The sequence below is a fragment of the Pseudomonas sp. R3-18-08 genome (assembly GCF_003852065.1).
Classification (GTDB): domain Bacteria; phylum Pseudomonadota; class Gammaproteobacteria; order Pseudomonadales; family Pseudomonadaceae; genus Aquipseudomonas.
Map to the genome: position 1 here is coordinate 5390842 of NZ_CP027729.1, position 14980 is coordinate 5405821.

Consider the following 14980-nt stretch of genomic DNA (forward strand, 5'->3'; position numbering starts at 1 on the left):
GCCCGCGCAGGTTGCGGGACCGCTTCGAGGAGATCACCGATGGGCTTGAACAACCAGTGGATGCAACGCGACCTCGCGGTGCTGTGGCATCCCTGCACCCAGATGAAAGACCACCAGCAACTGCCACTGGTCCCGATCAAGCGCGGTGAAGGCGTATGGCTGGAAGACTTCGAAGGCAAGCGCTACCTCGATGCCGTCAGCTCTTGGTGGGTCAACGTGTTCGGCCACGCCAACCCGCGCATCAACCAGCGCATCAAGGATCAGGTCGACCAGTTGGAACACGTGATCCTCGCCGGCTTCAGCCATCAGCCGGTGATCGAGCTGTCCGAGCGCCTGGTGGCGATGACCCCCGAAGGCCTGACGCGCTGCTTCTACGCCGATAACGGCTCATCGTGTATCGAAGTCGCGTTGAAGATGAGCTTTCATTATTGGCTCAACCGTGGCCTGCCGAACAAGAAGCGCTTCGTCACCCTGACCAACAGCTACCACGGTGAAACCATCGCGGCGATGTCGGTGGGCGACGTGCCGCTGTTTACCGAAACCTACAAGGCATTGTTGCTCGACACCCTCAAAGTGCCGAGCCCGGACTGCTACCTGCGCCCCGAGGGCGTGAGCTGGGAAGAGCATTCGCGCACGATGTTCCAGGCCATGGAACAGACCCTGGCCGAGCACCACGACAGCGTCGCCGCCGTGATCGTCGAACCGCTGATCCAGGGCGCCGGTGGCATGCGCATGTATCACCCGGTGTACCTCAAGCTGCTGCGCGAAGCCTGTGACCGTTATGGAGTGCACCTGATCCACGACGAAATCGCCGTGGGCTTTGGCCGCACCGGCAGCATGTTCGCCTGTGAACAGGCCGGCATCCGCCCGGACTTCCTGTGCCTGTCCAAGGCCCTGACCGGCGGTTACCTGCCGCTGGCCGCCGTGGTCACCACCGATGATGTATACGACGCCTTTTACGACGACTACCCGACCCTGCGCGCCTTCCTGCATTCCCACAGCTACACCGGCAACCCGCTGGCCTGCGCGGCGGCCCTGGCCACCCTGGATATTTTCGAAGAAGACAACGTCATCGAAAACAACAAGGCCTTGGCCCAGCGCATGGCCACGGCCACGGCGCATCTGGTCGACCATCCGCATGTGTCTGAAGTGCGCCAGACCGGCATGGTCCTGGCCATCGAGATGGTGCAGGACAAAGCTACCAAGACCGCCTACCCCTGGCAGGAACGCCGTGGCCTGAAGGTGTTCGAGCACGCCCTGGAACGCGGCGCGCTGTTGCGACCGTTGGGCAGCGTGGTGTACTTCCTGCCGCCGTATGTGATTACCCCGGAGCAGATCGATTTCCTTGCCGAGGTTGCGAGTGAAGGCATCGATATCGCCACCAACAGCAAGGTCAGCGTTGCCGTGCCGAAGGACTTCCATCCGGGCTTTCGCGACCCAGGTTAACCATGATCGTTCCCACGCTCCGCGTGGGAATGCAGCCCTGGACGCTCCGCGTCCGCTCTGCACACCCTTTTCCAGAGAACACATATGAGACTCTCCCGCTTTTTCACCGACACCCCGCTGAGCCTCGGCGATCACGAGTTGCCCGAGGCGCAGGCGCATTACATCAGCCGCGTGCTGCGCATGAGCGAGGGCGACGCCGTGCAACTGTTCGACGGCTCCGGCCAGGAGTTTCTCGGCAGCTTGCTGGAAGTCGGTAAAAAACGCGTCAGCGTGCAACTGACGGAAAGCTTCAAAGGTCAGGCCGAATCGCCGCTGCATATCCACCTCGGCCAAGGTCTGTCCAGGGGCGAACGCATGGACTGGGCGATCCAGAAAGCCACCGAACTGGGCGTCAACGCCATCACCCCGATTTTCAGCGAGCGCTGCGAAGTGCGCCTGAAAGACGAACGCGCCGACAAGCGCCTGCTGCACTGGCGCCAGGTGGCGATCAGCGCGTGCGAGCAATGCGGGCGCTCGACGGTGCCGGTGATTCACCCGCCGCTGTTACTGGCGGACTGGCTCAAGCAAGCCGAGGCAGACCTGAAGCTGGTACTGCACCCGGTGGCCGAGCCGATGGTCAGCCACGCCAAGCCTGCGAGCCTGGCCTTCCTGATCGGGCCTGAAGGCGGACTGACCGACAACGAAGTCGACACCGCCCAAGCCGCCGGCTTCCACGCCGCCCGCCTCGGCCCTCGGGTGTTGCGCACCGAGACTGCACCGGTGGTCGCCTTGGCCGTCGCCCAACAACTCTGGGGCGACTTCTAACCCCCTTTGCAAACCCAATCAAAACTGTGGGAGGGGGCTTGCTCCCGATAGCGGCCGATCAGCCAGCACCTGTATCGACTGACACACCGCTATCGGGGGCAAGCCCTAATTCCAGTCAGTTAAGCGTACACCACCGTCTGTAGGAGCGAGCTTGCTCGCGAAAAACGTCAACGATAACGCGTGCTGCCTGAATAAACGCGGTGCCTGTGAGTTTTTCGCGAGCAAGCTCGCTCCTACAAAAAGCCTTAACTGACTGGCATTAGGGCAAGCCCCCTCCCACATTTGGATGGGTTGCTACCGCCTACTCCACTGGGTCGCTGGTAGGGTTGGCAATGATCGCCTTCAACTCACGGGTCATCGGAAACTCCAGATTCAACCCCTTGGGCGGAATCGGTTGTTCAAACCAGCGCTGGTAAATCCCGTTGATCTCCCCCGAGCGGTACAGATCGCCCAGCGTCTCATTGACCACCGCAAGAAACTGCGGATCATCCTTGCGCACCATGCAGCTGTAGATTTCCCGTGACTGCTCCTCGCCGACCACCACCCAGTTGTGCGGGTCCCTGGCCTTGGCGCGTTCACCGTAGAGCAACGCATCATCCATGTAGAACGCTGCCGCACGGCCGGTCTCGAGCATCTTGAACGCCTCGCCGTGGTCCTTGGCGCTGATGACAAACATATTGGCCTTGTGTTCGGCGTTGTAGCTTTTGAGGAATCGTTCGTTGGTGGTACCGGCGGTGGTGACCACGTTCTTGCCGTCAAGGTCGGCAAAGCCCTTGATGCCGCTGTCCTTCGCCGTCAGCAATTGCCCCTTCACGTAAATAAACCCGTAGGAAAATGCCACCTGCTTCTGCCGGTCGGCCGTCACCCCGGTAGAGCCGCATTCCAGGTCGACGGTACCGTTCTGCACCAGCGCAATCCGGGTCTGTGAGGTCACCAGGGTGTACTTGACGTTGAGGTTGGCCACCCCGGTTTTCTGCTGGATACGCTCGACGACCTTGCTTGCCAGGTCCACTGAATAGCCCATGGGTTTGCCACTGCTATCCCCTACATAGGAAAACGGCACCGACGCATCGCGGTATCCCAGGGTGATGGACCTGGCATTGGCGATCTTGCCCAGGGTGCCCTCCAGCGGCGCTTGGGCCCCATGGGCCTGTGCGCCGAACAGAAGGCCCAGGGTACAGCCGGTCAACAGGATCTTTTTCATTGTTATTCTCCGTTGGTTTGCGGGTGGTCGAGATTCAAGCGGCGCGGGGCGTCAGGCCCTGCATATCGATGGAAGGGCTGCGCTGACCGATCAACTCGGCCAGCAGTTGGCCGCTGCCGCACGCCAGCGTGAAGCCAAGGGCGCCGTGGCCCAGGTTCAGCCACAGGTTGCGGTAGCGGCTTGCGCCAATCAGCGGCACCCCGGTGGGCGTGGCCGGGCGCATACCGGCCCATTCAACCGCGTGGGCGTAGTCGCCGGCATTGGGAAATGTCTCCAGGGCCTGGCGTTTCATCAAAGCCAGGCGCTTGGGGTCAAGACCCGCGTCGAAGCCGACAATGTCCACCATGGCCGCGACCCGCAGTTGCTCACCGATGCGCGCGTAGACGATCTTGCGATCGTAGTCGGTGATGCTCACATTCGGCGCCCGGTGCTGCGCGCCAATCGGCACGCTCAGGCTATAGCCCTTGAGCGGATACAGCGGCAGCGACAACCCCGGCAAGCCCAGTTCAGCGCTGCGATGCCCTGCCGCCAGCACCAGTTGCTCGACCGGCATCACCTCATCACCCAATTGGAGGGCGTGCACCACTGCGTCGGTATGACGAATCCGGGTAACCCTGCGCCCCAACAAAAATGTGCAACGCCCCGATGCTTCCAGCCGCGCCGCCAATTGCTGGCAAAAGGCATGACAATCCGCTACTTCCTCGTTGGGCGTGTAGATCCCGCCGACAAAACCATCACCGGCCAACGCCGGCTCCAGGCGCGTGCAATCGCTAGCGGACAACACCTGCTGTTGCAGGACATTGGTCACTTTACTGCGGGCATGTTCAAAGGTATTGGCGTTGCGAAACGTCACCAGCTTGCCATTGCGTCGCCAATCGAAGTCGTCCAGGCGGTCTTCCTCGCGCCATTGCTGCAAGGTGTCCTGGCTCAGGGATGCCAGGCGCAGCAAGTGAGCGGCATTGCGCTTGTTCACCGAACCACGACAGGCGCCGATAAAGGCAGCCATCCAGCGCCATTGCTGGGGATCGAGACGCGGGCGCAGCTTCAACGGCGAGTCACCGCGCAGTAACCAGCCAATCGCTTGCAGCGGCACCCCGGCGTCGGCCAGCGGCGCAACATAGCGATAGGACAACTGCCCGCCATTGGCGTAACTGGTTTCGCTGCCCAGGCTGTCACGCGCTTCGATCAGCGTCACTCTATGGCCGGCACGCACCAACGCAAAAGCGCTCGCCAGGCCGATAACCCCACCACCGATGATGCAAACCTGCCTGGCCATTCCAGCCCCCTGCCGTTGATTAAGAGCGCCCAGCGTAGAGCCAGGTGACAGGCCACCGACAATGAATAAAGATGGCTCACCTATAAACAAAGGTTATGGGACTCGCCATGCGCTTGCGTCATATCGAAATCTTCCAGGCCATCCGCCAGACCGGCTCCATCAGTGCCGCCGCGCAGCTGCTGCACGTCTCGCAACCGGCGGTGACCAAAGTGTTGCAGCACGCCGAACTGCAGCTGGGCTTTGCGTTGTTCCTGCGCGTACGCGGCAAATTGCAGCCCACACCCGAAGCCCTGGCACTGGAGAGCGAAGTCGAAAAAGTCAGCGCAAGCCTGCAAGGCGTGCGGCGTCTGGCCAAGAGCTTGCGTCGCGAACCGGGGCAAAGCATCCGCATCGGTGCTATCCCGGCGTTGGCGCTGTCGCTGCTGCCGCCGTCGATCCTGGAATGGAAACGTGATTACCCGGACATCGCCTGTGAGCTGTCCAGCGACCATAGCCGCGAGCTGGTGCAGAAGCTGTTGATGCGCGAGATCGACCTGGCGTTGACGCTCACGTTCTCCGGCCATCCGGGGCTCACCACCCAGGTGCTGGCCAACGGCGTGCTGGTGGCGCTGGCGTCAAAAGGCTACTGGTCGGACGCTGAACGGCACAAGCCCTTGCCGTTGGCCGAACTGGCCGGCGCGCCCCTGATCGGCTTGTCCAGCGCTGACCCGCTGGCGGCGAAGCTGGGCAGCTACCTGGAAAATGTCGACCCGCCGCCACGGGTGACGATCTCGGTGCAAACCTATTCCCTGGCCCGCGCGATGGTCGAATCCGGCGCCGGTCTGACCGTGATCGATCCGTTCACCGCGCTGGGTGCTTCAACGGCCACCACCCACATCCGCACGCTCACCCCACCGCTGCCGATTACCCTCTATGCATTGACCCGCGCCAACGAGCCCCCGCCGCATATGCTGGCCAGGCTGCTGGAGATTGTCGGCAGTCGCGCCTGTGAGCTGCTGGAACGTCTCTAGTAACGCCGAGATCAATGTGGGAGGGGGCTTGCTCCCGATGACGGCGGGTCAGTCCATACAAGTGCTGACTGATCTACCGCTATCGGGAGCAAGCCCCCTCCCACATTCAAAGCACGTAGCGCATGATCGCCACAAAATGCAGCAGGCTGCCGCCGATCACGAACAAATGCCAGATGCCATGGGAATGGCGCAGGCGATCCTCCAAAGCAAAAAAGATAATGCCGACGGTGTACAACACCCCACCCGCCGCCAGCCAGGTAAACCCTGCCGTACCCAGTGCGGCGAGCAACGGCTTGACCGCCACCAGCACGATCCAGCCCATCACCGCATAGATCACGATCGACAGGATGCGCTTCTCCGAGCGTGGCTTGATCTCCTGCAGGATGCCGATCACCGCCAGCCCCCACACAATCCCGAACAGCGTCCAGCCCCACGGCCCGCGCAGCGTCACCAGGCAAAACGGGGTGTAGCTGCCGGCGATCAACAGGTAGATCGAAAAGTGATCGACCTTCTGCATGATCTCTTTTCGCCGCCCGCGCACGCTGTGGTACACGGTGGAGGCGCTGTACAGCACCATCAGCGTAAAGCCATAAATCGCCACACTGACGATTTTCCAGGGGCTGCCGTCCAGGCTCGCCACCACCAACATCCACACAACGCCAATACACGCCGCGACCGCACCGAGCAAATGGCTCCAGGCGTTGAATCGTTCCCCGTGGTACATCTGCAACCGACCTCCCGTGACCAATAAGGGTTTGCTGGCAAGCCTCCAGCCTTCGCCATAAGAGTGCAAGCGCCTTATGACGTTCCGAGGACGCCGAGCGCATTTGCGGGCACAATCGGGAGCATTCGAACAAGAGACACGGCCATGTTGATCGACGAAGAATTCACCCTCAAAAAGCTGGAAATCTTCCTGGCATTCATGCGCACCGGGAACCTGGCCCGCGCCGCCGCCGAGCTGCAAACCAGCAACGTCAGCGTGCACCGCGCCATTCATTCGCTGGAAAACGCCCTGCGCTGCCCGTTGTTCAAGCACGAAGGGCGCAATCTCACGCCGCTGGAAAGCGCCTACGTACTTGAAGAACGCGCCCAGAAACTGGTGGCCGATGTGGTCGACAGCGTGCGCCTGACCCGCGAGGCCGCCGGCTTCTCCGCCGAACGCTTCAAGTTGGGCTCGCTGTATTCATTGACGGTCAAGACCGTGCCGCAACTGATCATGGGCCTGAAAATCAGGCGCAGCGAACTGAATATCGACCTGATCCTGGGCTCCAATTTCGACCTGCTCTACAAGCTCAAGAACATGGAAGTGGACGCGATCCTCATCGCTCTCGACGACCATGCGAACGACCCGGACTGCGCGCAGATTGCGCTGTTCAGCGACGACATCTTCCTCGCCACTCCGGCCGACTCGCCCTTCGACCGCGAACAGCAGATCGACCTGGCCGACGTGCGCGACGCAACCTTCATCACCCTCACCCAAGGCTTTGCCACGCACCAGGACGGCAACCGCGTGTTCAAGCAGGCCGGGTTCGAGCCGAAGGTGGCGATGCAGGTCAACGACATCTTCACGCTGCTGAGCATGGTCAGCTCGGGCGTGGGTTATGCGCTGCTGCCGGGCCGGATTGCAGCGGTGTATGAGAACCGCGTGAAGCTGATACCGCTGCAGCCCAGGTATCGGCTGCAGCAGCATATCGGCGTGGTGTTCTTGAAGGCCAAGGAGCGCGACCCGAACTTGCTGGCGCTGTTGGCGGAGTGTCGGATGTATGCCAATCGCCAGGTTTGAGACTGCTATCGGGGGCAAGCCCCCTCCCACATTTTGACCGCATTCCCAGGTTGGAACTCGGTCAAGTGTGGGAGGGGGCTTGCTCCCGATGAGGCCAGGCCAGACACCCAAAATCCCCTAGGTCAGCCCACCAACCCCCTCATCGCCAGAAACAACAACGACGGCCCCAGCAAACAGCCGAGCGCCGTATAGAACGCGGCCGTCAAACAACCATACGGCACCAGCTTCGGATCGGTCGCTGCCAAACCACCTGCCACACCGCTGGACGTGCCCATCAAGCCCCCGAAGATCACCGCACTGCGCGGGTTGTTCAGCCCGATCAACGGCGCCACGAATGGCGTCATGACCATCACCAGAATGGCCTTGATCAACCCCGCGGCAATCGACAGCGCCATCACTTCGGAACTGGCACCAATCGCTGCACCGGTCACGGGGCCGACGATATAGGTCACGGCTCCCGCACCGATGGTGGTAAGGCTGATTGCATCGGTATACCCGAACGCCATAGCCACCCCCACGCCGGCAATGAACGACGAACCCACACCGACAAACAGCGCCAGCACGCCAACATAACCGGCGCGCTTGAGCTCATCGACACTCACCCCAAAGGCCGTGGCGACAATGGCGAAGTCGCGCAGCATGGCGCCGCCCAACAGGCCGATGCCTGACAACAATGGAATATCCACCACCCCCTTGGAGCCACCGGTGAAGGCGCCCCCAACATACGACAGCAACAAGCCCAGCAGGATGGCGATGGCCGAGCCGTGCAGGCGGCCTTTTGTGAAGGTATTGGACATCCAATAGGACACCCACATGGTCAGGCCGATCAGCGCAAAACCGCTGATCAGGCCGTAGCCGGTGATCACTTTCATCAGGGATTCGTACATGGCGGTCACCCGGCTTCTTTGGTGGGAACAACCGCGCTCGACTCAGGGTTGCCGATACGCGTGAGCACCGGCACCAGAGCAAATCCGAGCACCACGGCAACGGTCCCGGCCAATATCGCCATGGGCCCGCCACTGATAGCGCCATACACGTTCTGCTGGGCCGCCATCGCCACCACAATCGGGATATAGATCGCGGCCCAGAAGCTCACGCCCTGCTCCGACTTGCCGGTAAACAAACCGCGCTTGCCGAGGTAACTGCCCAGGCCGATCAGCAGCAACATGGCGATACCCACCCCGCCGACGTTGGCGGGAATACCCATCCATTTGCCCAGCAGTTCACCGACAAACAGGCCGGCCAACGTGCACAGCGCCAGAAACGCCACACCGTAGATAATCATCATTGTTGTCCTCAAAGTGCTCGATCGAAATTGTTGTTGTTGTGCTTCGAAAGCCTTGGGTAATGCTTTATCGGTGGCGGCGCTCCTCCTCTTCCAGCAGGGCCTGCAAGGTGTCCAGGCGCGCGCCTTCGCAGGCGATCACCGTGCCTTGTTCGAACACGCGGCGTGACAGGCCGGTGAGCACGGCGCCGGGGGGCAATTCGATTTGCAGGCGCACACCGCGCTCATAGGCGCTTTGTACGGTGCCGCGCCAATCGACGACGCGGCACATGTTGAAGGCCAGGTCGTCGCAAAGCTGTTCAGGGTTGTGGATCGGCCGCGCGCGGGTGCTGCTCAGGTAGGTGATGCGCGGCGTCTTGAGCGCAACGAAGGCCTGGGCAAGGACCTTGGCGGGCGCGTCCAGCAACGCACAGTGGGACGGTACGCTGACGGCCAGCCGCCGGGCGATGCCGTTGCCTTTGATGCGCGCCGCCACCTGCTTCATCGCCTCGTCGCTGCCGGCGATGACCGTCTGGTTATCGGCGTTGATATTGGCCAGGTACACCGGGGTCTCGGGACTGTGGATCTCGGCAAGGATTTTTTCGACGGTGGATAACTCGGAGCCTATTAGCGCGGTCATGCCGTAGCCCTGTGGATAAGCCTGCTGCATCAACTCACCGCGCAGGCTGACCAGCCTGACGGCGTCGGCGAAATCCAGCGCGCCGGCGATGACAGCTGCGGGATAGGCGCCGATGGACAGACCCGCGACGTAATCCGGGGTGCGCTCCAACAGACGGGCGTGGGCAGTGCCGGCGATCAACAGGCACAATTGCACGGCGCGGGTACTGGCCAGGGCTTGCGCCGAATCGAGCAGGCGCACGTTTTCGCCCAGCACATCGCTGGCTTCTTCCAGCACCGCTTCGGGCAGCGACTGGAGCATGCCCGGCCGTTGGGCACCCTGCCCCGGAAACACCAGCAGACTGCTCATGCCACGGCCTGCCAGGGGTCGAGCACCAGGTGTGCACCGCCGGCGGTTTTCAGCAGCACGCGGGGTGAACCGCTGGCCCATTCGCGCAAGGCGACGGCGCCGAACGGGGTTTGCAGTTGCAGGTCGACGGCGCACTCCGCCCTATCCAGCATCGCCAGGAGGTCTTCAGCCTCACCTCGGGCCAAAGGCTCGGGCGTGCGCAGAAGCAAATCCAGGTCACTCTGGGCATGCAGCGCTTCAATCCCGCTGGCCAACTCGAAACCCGCGCTGCCTGTGACGCCCCATGTCTCCTGCGCCAGCACCGGCCGCAGTTGGTCGAGCGCACGCAACGCCGGTAAATCCCTCGGCGAAATCACCCCGCGCAATGCTTCCGGGATCACCCGCCGCTGCACCGCCGCCAGCGGCATCCTCCCGGCAAAACGGTGCTCGCGCAAACGCCCGCGCACGCCGACCGCCACATAACCCGGTTCGGCGATGGCACGGCGCACCACCACCGGGTGGCCGGCACCGAGCGTCTCCCGCACCCAGGCCGGTGCATCGGCGGGCACATGTGCCGGGGTCATGCCCCAGAGCAAGTCGTGGGCGTTCACCATTGTTCCCGCAACAGTTGGCGAACGTGGCTGGAGGCTGCGCGATTAGTCGCGCCGAGGCGTCCGCTCAAATCGGTGCTGCCGACATCCTTGATCGCATTCATCAGGCAATCGCTGACTCGCGCCACATCATCCGCCGTCGGCTGTTCAATCTGGCTGACGGCCAAGGTCTCCCAGAGCAGGCCGAGGCTGGCATAGCTGTCGATGTCGTAGGCCATGGGCGGCACGCTGGCGGCCAGGGCTTCCAGCTCTTCGACGCTGCGCAGAGTTACCCGCGCCGCCGAAGCCTTGCCCATGGCGTGCACCATCACACCGGGGTCGCGCAGGGCGATCAGGCGATTGGCCTGGTAGCCATGGGCCAGAAACGCACCGGACATGGCCTTGCCCACCAGCAGCGCAATCACCGGGTGCCCGGCCAGCCGGGCGCGGGCATAGCTGTCAGCAGCAGCGGCCAGGGCCTGATGGATGCCGAGCGCTTCTTCGCGACGGCCGTAGGCTTGGCTGGGCACATCGACGATGGCGATGATCGGACGTTTGTCGCCCCGGGCGACGGCCTCATCGACGGCCTTGGCCAGGCCCCAGCCTTCGAGCAGGCCGACTTCGCCATTGCGCGCCCGAGGGAAGCGGTTTTGCGCGTCAGTGACCACGGCGACAAAGCGCACTTTTTGCCCACCGAGGACCGCGTCGGCAACCCTCAGCGAGGCTGGCAAATCCGCTACAGGCGCAGCGCCGGCGCTCAATGCGTTGAACCACTGCAAGCCTCTCATGAGCGTTCTCCTTGATACAGCTCGCGCACCGTCGCCGGGTCGATTTGCGGTGCGGCGTCCAATTCGGCCAAGCGTGTGAGGTAATAATCAGCCTGGCGACTGCGTTGTAGCGCGGGCAAGCCTTGCTGCAACAACGCACTGACCGTCTGCTGGATCTGCGCCACATCGTCGGCCACGTAACGGTCGGCCAGGCCGCTGTTGAAACGCTGTTCGCCGCCGGTGAGGCTCCAGATAAAGGGCCGGTCGCGCGAGTCGTATTCTTCCAGCCCGGCTTCCTGCTCGATCACCTGCGGGCCATTGAGGCCCAAGCGCGCTTCACGGGTGACGACGAGGTAGCTGCACAGCCCGGCCGCGATGGACATGCCACCGAAACACCCCACGCTGCCCGCCACCACGCCGATCACCGGCTGGTACTGGCGCAGGTCGACAATCGCCGCGTGTATGTCGGCAATCGCGGCCAGCCCCAGATTCGCTTCCTGCAGCCGCACACCACCGGTTTCCAGCAGCAGCACGGCGCGGGTCGGGATGCCGTTGCGGTTGTCTTCAGCCGCCAGTTCCAGGGCGCCGGCGATTTTCGCGCCGCCGACTTCACCGAGGCTGCCACCCTGGAAGTTGCCTTCAATCGCTGCAATCACCACAGGAAAACCGCCGATGCTGCCCTTGGCGATCACCACGCCGTCATCGGCCTGGGGCACCACACCTTGGCGGCTGAGCCAGGGCGACATGACCCGCTGGAAGGGGTCGATCAGTTCGCGAAAGGTGCCGGCATCCAACAAGGCCTTGGCCCGCTGCCGCGCCCCCAATTCGACAAAGCTGTGTTTGGCGAGCAAGTCAGTCATGGCCGATCTCCTCGAAGCCTTGCTCCAGGCGCAAGCGCACCACGCCGGGGGTGGCGCCGAAATCGTGGATATCAATGTTCAGGGCCGGTGGTGTCTGCTCCTGGAAGATGCGTTCGAACAGGTGCTGCCAGCGTTGTTCGGCGCCATTCACCGAGGTCTGTACCTGGATGGTCAACGTGCCGGCGGTGCCCGGTTCCAGCAGCACTTCAAGGTCGCCGGAGCCGACGCACCCCACCAGCGCGCGACCTTTTGCTGGCTGCCCGGCGGGGAATTCAAAGGATAAGGTTTCCATCACAACGCTCCGTCGAGGCGGTCGATAAACAGGCAGGCGGCCAACAGGTCGGCAGCGCCGCCGGGAGAGGCATTCAGGGCCAGCAGTTGTTGGTCCAGCGCGTGCAGTTGGCGACGACCGGCGAGGCTGGCGCTGCCGCCGGCGTCGAGCACGGCCTGGGCGCCGCGCTGCATGGCCTGCAGGCCTTCCAGGCCGGCGCGGTAGAGCACGCAGGTGTCGGCCAGGTCGGTCATGATCGCGAGCAAGGCATCGAGGCGCGCGTTCTGTTCGCCGGTACCTTGCTGACGGCTTTTGTGCAGTTGCGGCAGGCCACGTTGTACCACCGACGGGAAGCCAAGCTGCGCTTCTTCACGGGCACCGCGCGCACCATAACGTTGGGCAACCTGTGCGCCGTGGCTCAAGGATTGCGGGGCGTAGCGGTCGTTGAGCAGGGCCAATCTGGCGGCGTTCAGCGGGATGGCGCGGGGCTCCAGCGCTGCCGCCGCAGTCAGCAGGCCGAGGGCCCAGATCGCGCCGCGATGGGTGTTCACGCCATGGGTGGTCGCGAGCATCGCCTGCTCACCGTCACGACCGATTCGCCCGAGGGCTTCACGCAGGGGCAAACCGACTTCACCGAACTCAAGCGCAGCCTCGGCCATTGCCTTGAACGTCGGCCACAGCGACAGCGCCGACGCGTGCATCAGCCCCAGGTGCAAATCACGGTGGGCGCCGTTGCCGCGACGGTCCACCAGGGCCGGTTTGGGCGACAGGTCGGCTTCATCGATCAGCGCATCGACAGCCATATCCGCCAGGCGATCGGCCAGGCTCACTTCATGCAGTTTGAGCGCGCGCATTTACCAGCTCCTGAATTTGGAGGGCGGGTTGTACAAGCCACCGGACCAGTCCACCAGGTCGGCCACGCTCTTGGCGGCCAACAGCTCACGGGTGGCGTCGGTGCGGCGGATACCCAAATCTTCGGGCAAGGCAATCAGGCCTTCGCGGCGCATGCGCGCGGTGTCCTTGGGGTTATGGCGCAGGCCGATGGCGGTCACCCCGGCGACGGCGGCGATCATCGCCTGGCGTTCTTCCAGAGACCGGGCCTTGTAGAGGTAGGCGATGCCTTCTTCGGTGAGCAGATGGGTAACGTCGTCGCCGTAGATCATGATCGGCGCCAGGGGCATGCCGCTTTTGCGTGCCACTTCCACCGCGTCGAGAGTCTCGACGAAGGTGGGCTTGCCGCCTTCCTGGAAGGTCTCGACCATTTGCACCACGAGCTTTTTGCCGCGCTCGAGCAGTGCGACCGGCGCATCGTCGTGGCGCATATCCAGCCAGGCCGGCGTGCCATGGCGGCGGCCGCGTGGGTCGTGGCCCATGTTCGGCGCGCCGCCAAAGCCAGCGAGGCGGCCACGGGTCACGGTGCTGGAATGGCCATCGCCGTCGACTTGCAGGGTGGCGCCGATAAACAGGTCCACCGCGTATTGGCCGGCCAATTGGCAGAACATGCGGTTGGAGCGCATCGAACCGTCGCGGCCGGTGAAGAACACATCCGGGCGCGCGGCAATGTAGTTTTCCATGCCCAGTTCGGTGCCGAAGCAATGCACGCTTTGCACCCAGCCGCTTTCAATCGCGGGGATCAGCGTAGGGTGCGGGTTGAGGGTCCAGTTGCGGCAGATCTTGCCTTTGAGGCCGAGGGATTCGCCGTAGGTGGGCAGGATCAATTCAATGGCGGCGGTATTGAAACCGATGCCATGGTTGAGCGACTGCACATTGTGTTTTTCGTAGATGCCACGGATCGCCATCATCGCCATCAGCACATGCACCGGCTTGATGTGACGCGGGTCGCGGGTGAACAGCGGCTCGATATAGAACGGCTTGTCGGCCACCACCACAAAATCGACCCAGCTTGCCGGGATGTCGACGCGGGGCAAGTCAGTGACGTCGTCCACCAACTGGTTGACCTGCACGATAACGATGCCATCGCTGAACGCGGCCGGCTCGATCAACGCCGGCGTGTCTTCGGTGCTGGCGCCGGTGTAGATGTTGCCGGCACGGTCGGCCATGAAACCGGCGGAGAGCACCACGTTGGGGATCAGGTCCACCACCAGCCGTGCGTAGAGTTCGATGTAGGTATGGATCGCGCCGATTTCCAGCAGGCCGTCTTCGAGCAACTGGCTGATGCGCAGGGATTGGGTGCCGGCGAAGGAAAAGTCGAGCTTGCGCGCGATGCCCTTTTCAAACAGATCCAAGTGCTCGGAGCGCCCGACGCTGGGCATGATCATGTGCAAATCGTGGAGCTTGGCCGGGTCAGCCTTGGCGAGGGAGCGCGAGAGGAAATCCGCCTGTTTCTGGTTGTTGCCCTCCAGCACCACGCGATCGCCGGGCAGGATCAACGCCTCAAGCGCCTCGACGATCCGGTCACTGGGCAACACTGCCCCGTCTGCGTAGTGCTTGACCCGCCCGAGCCGCCGCTGCTTCTCGTCGCGCCGCCGCGTCCAGCGCGAGTCGGGGTTTATTGTGGTTGTCATGGTCGCTCCACGGGGTTTGCTGTCGTGGGGCTGTACCTTAGGAGTGATTCAGGGGGGCATCAATCAAGCTCAGCAGCAGACCGTTACGCCTGGAGTAACGAAGACCAGAATGTGGGAGGGGGCAAGCCCTAATGCCAGTCAGTTAAGCGAAAGTGGTTCCACTGTAGGAGCGAGCTTGCTCGCGAAAAACGCCCAGGCAACGCGTTCATTCTG

General features: G+C 63.0%; 16 protein-coding genes. 4 read left to right on the top strand and 12 right to left on the bottom strand.

Annotated elements, in window-relative coordinates; genetic code table 11:
• Positions 1-39 precede the first annotated feature (39 nt).
• Both C4J92_RS24840 and C4J92_RS24845 read left to right on the top strand, forming a co-directional pair.
• Positions 40-1446, top strand: coding sequence for an adenosylmethionine--8-amino-7-oxononanoate transaminase (locus tag C4J92_RS24840; protein WP_124364775.1), 1407 nt, complete (start codon positions 40-42; stop codon positions 1444-1446).
• Between the two features lie 84 nt (positions 1447-1530).
• Positions 1531-2250 (top strand): 16S rRNA (uracil(1498)-N(3))-methyltransferase, encoded by a 720-nt coding sequence (locus C4J92_RS24845; RefSeq protein ID WP_124405523.1) that lies wholly within the window; start codon positions 1531-1533, stop codon positions 2248-2250.
• A gap of 301 nt (positions 2251-2551) precedes the next feature.
• Here the strand turns inward: C4J92_RS24845 and C4J92_RS24850 are convergent, their stop codons facing one another.
• On the bottom strand, positions 2552-3454 hold the full coding sequence (locus tag C4J92_RS24850; protein ID WP_124405524.1) for a transporter substrate-binding domain-containing protein: 903 nt from the start codon (positions 3452-3454) through the stop codon (positions 2552-2554).
• A gap of 34 nt (positions 3455-3488) precedes the next feature.
• Positions 3489-4730 (bottom strand): D-amino acid dehydrogenase, encoded by a 1242-nt coding sequence (locus C4J92_RS24855; RefSeq protein WP_124405525.1) that lies wholly within the window; start codon positions 4728-4730, stop codon positions 3489-3491.
• A 107-nt stretch (positions 4731-4837) separates the two neighbouring features.
• Between C4J92_RS24855 and C4J92_RS24860 the strand changes: the two genes are divergently transcribed.
• Positions 4838-5740, top strand: coding sequence for a LysR family transcriptional regulator (locus C4J92_RS24860; RefSeq protein WP_124405526.1), 903 nt, complete (start codon positions 4838-4840; stop codon positions 5738-5740).
• A gap of 106 nt (positions 5741-5846) precedes the next feature.
• Here C4J92_RS24860 and C4J92_RS24865 read toward each other — a convergent pair whose 3' ends face one another.
• Positions 5847-6464 carry a hemolysin III family protein gene (locus tag C4J92_RS24865; protein WP_124405527.1) on the bottom strand — a complete coding sequence of 206 codons (618 nt, stop codon included), beginning with the start codon at positions 6462-6464 and terminating at the stop codon, positions 5847-5849.
• A gap of 144 nt (positions 6465-6608) precedes the next feature.
• Between C4J92_RS24865 and C4J92_RS24870 the strand changes: the two genes are divergently transcribed.
• Positions 6609-7523: a LysR substrate-binding domain-containing protein gene (locus C4J92_RS24870; RefSeq protein ID WP_124368669.1), complete on the top strand. Its 915-nt coding sequence runs from the start codon at positions 6609-6611 to the stop codon at positions 7521-7523.
• Positions 7524-7645: 122 nt separating this feature from the next.
• Here C4J92_RS24870 and madM read toward each other — a convergent pair whose 3' ends face one another.
• The 9 genes from madM to mdcA all read right to left on the bottom strand — a co-directional run bounded on the left by madM (position 7646) and on the right by mdcA (position 14767).
• A complete protein-coding gene (gene madM, locus C4J92_RS24875; protein WP_124405528.1) occupies positions 7646-8410 on the bottom strand; it encodes a malonate transporter subunit MadM in 765 nt (254 codons plus the stop codon).
• 5 nt (positions 8411-8415) lie between these two features.
• Positions 8416-8808 carry a malonate transporter subunit MadL gene (madL, locus tag C4J92_RS24880; protein ID WP_124405529.1) on the bottom strand — a complete coding sequence of 131 codons (393 nt, stop codon included), beginning with the start codon at positions 8806-8808 and terminating at the stop codon, positions 8416-8418.
• 67 nt (positions 8809-8875) lie between these two features.
• Positions 8876-9775, bottom strand: coding sequence for a malonate decarboxylase subunit epsilon (gene mdcH / locus C4J92_RS24885; protein ID WP_124405530.1), 900 nt, complete (start codon positions 9773-9775; stop codon positions 8876-8878).
• Positions 9772-10368 carry a malonate decarboxylase holo-ACP synthase gene (locus C4J92_RS24890; RefSeq protein WP_124405531.1) on the bottom strand — a complete coding sequence of 199 codons (597 nt, stop codon included), beginning with the start codon at positions 10366-10368 and terminating at the stop codon, positions 9772-9774. Before C4J92_RS24890 ends, mdcH begins: the two co-directional genes overlap by 4 nt.
• Positions 10362-11132 (bottom strand): biotin-independent malonate decarboxylase subunit gamma, encoded by a 771-nt coding sequence (gene mdcE, locus C4J92_RS24895; RefSeq protein WP_124405532.1) that lies wholly within the window; start codon positions 11130-11132, stop codon positions 10362-10364. The genes C4J92_RS24890 and mdcE overlap by 7 nt, the downstream gene beginning before the upstream one ends.
• Complete coding sequence (locus C4J92_RS24900; RefSeq protein WP_124405533.1) at positions 11129-11971, bottom strand: biotin-independent malonate decarboxylase subunit beta; 843 nt, start codon at positions 11969-11971, stop codon at positions 11129-11131. Before C4J92_RS24900 ends, mdcE begins: the two co-directional genes overlap by 4 nt.
• Entirely contained in the window at positions 11964-12263 is a 300-nt protein-coding gene (locus C4J92_RS24905; protein ID WP_124372152.1) for a malonate decarboxylase subunit delta, read from the bottom strand. The genes C4J92_RS24900 and C4J92_RS24905 overlap by 8 nt, the downstream gene beginning before the upstream one ends.
• Positions 12263-13096, bottom strand: coding sequence for a triphosphoribosyl-dephospho-CoA synthase (locus C4J92_RS24910; protein WP_124405534.1), 834 nt, complete (start codon positions 13094-13096; stop codon positions 12263-12265). Before C4J92_RS24910 ends, C4J92_RS24905 begins: the two co-directional genes overlap by 1 nt.
• A complete protein-coding gene (mdcA, locus tag C4J92_RS24915; protein ID WP_124405535.1) occupies positions 13097-14767 on the bottom strand; it encodes a malonate decarboxylase subunit alpha in 1671 nt (556 codons plus the stop codon). It lies immediately after the preceding gene.
• Positions 14768-14980: the final 213 nt, after the last annotated feature.

What these genes read in the sequence shown, in the direction of transcription:
- C4J92_RS24840 (WP_124364775.1), top strand. Translation starts at nt 40, where the DNA reads ATGGGCTTGAACAACCAGTGGATGCAACGCGACCTCGCGGTGCTGTGG.
- C4J92_RS24845 (WP_124405523.1), top strand. Translation starts at nt 1,531, where the DNA reads ATGAGACTCTCCCGCTTTTTCACCGACACCCCGCTGAGCCTCGGCGAT.
- C4J92_RS24850 (WP_124405524.1), bottom strand. Translation starts at nt 3,454, where the DNA reads ATGAAAAAGATCCTGTTGACCGGCTGTACCCTGGGCCTTCTGTTCGGC.
- C4J92_RS24855 (WP_124405525.1), bottom strand. Translation starts at nt 4,730, where the DNA reads ATGGCCAGGCAGGTTTGCATCATCGGTGGTGGGGTTATCGGCCTGGCG.
- C4J92_RS24860 (WP_124405526.1), top strand. Translation starts at nt 4,838, where the DNA reads ATGCGCTTGCGTCATATCGAAATCTTCCAGGCCATCCGCCAGACCGGC.
- C4J92_RS24865 (WP_124405527.1), bottom strand. Translation starts at nt 6,464, where the DNA reads ATGTACCACGGGGAACGATTCAACGCCTGGAGCCATTTGCTCGGTGCG.
- C4J92_RS24870 (WP_124368669.1), top strand. Translation starts at nt 6,609, where the DNA reads ATGTTGATCGACGAAGAATTCACCCTCAAAAAGCTGGAAATCTTCCTG.
- madM (WP_124405528.1), bottom strand. Translation starts at nt 8,410, where the DNA reads ATGTACGAATCCCTGATGAAAGTGATCACCGGCTACGGCCTGATCAGC.
- madL (WP_124405529.1), bottom strand. Translation starts at nt 8,808, where the DNA reads ATGATTATCTACGGTGTGGCGTTTCTGGCGCTGTGCACGTTGGCCGGC.
- mdcH (WP_124405530.1), bottom strand. Translation starts at nt 9,775, where the DNA reads ATGAGCAGTCTGCTGGTGTTTCCGGGGCAGGGTGCCCAACGGCCGGGC.
- C4J92_RS24890 (WP_124405531.1), bottom strand. Translation starts at nt 10,368, where the DNA reads ATGGTGAACGCCCACGACTTGCTCTGGGGCATGACCCCGGCACATGTG.
- mdcE (WP_124405532.1), bottom strand. Translation starts at nt 11,132, where the DNA reads ATGAGAGGCTTGCAGTGGTTCAACGCATTGAGCGCCGGCGCTGCGCCT.
- C4J92_RS24900 (WP_124405533.1), bottom strand. Translation starts at nt 11,971, where the DNA reads ATGACTGACTTGCTCGCCAAACACAGCTTTGTCGAATTGGGGGCGCGG.
- C4J92_RS24905 (WP_124372152.1), bottom strand. Translation starts at nt 12,263, where the DNA reads ATGGAAACCTTATCCTTTGAATTCCCCGCCGGGCAGCCAGCAAAAGGT.
- C4J92_RS24910 (WP_124405534.1), bottom strand. Translation starts at nt 13,096, where the DNA reads ATGCGCGCGCTCAAACTGCATGAAGTGAGCCTGGCCGATCGCCTGGCG.
- mdcA (WP_124405535.1), bottom strand. Translation starts at nt 14,767, where the DNA reads ATGACAACCACAATAAACCCCGACTCGCGCTGGACGCGGCGGCGCGAC.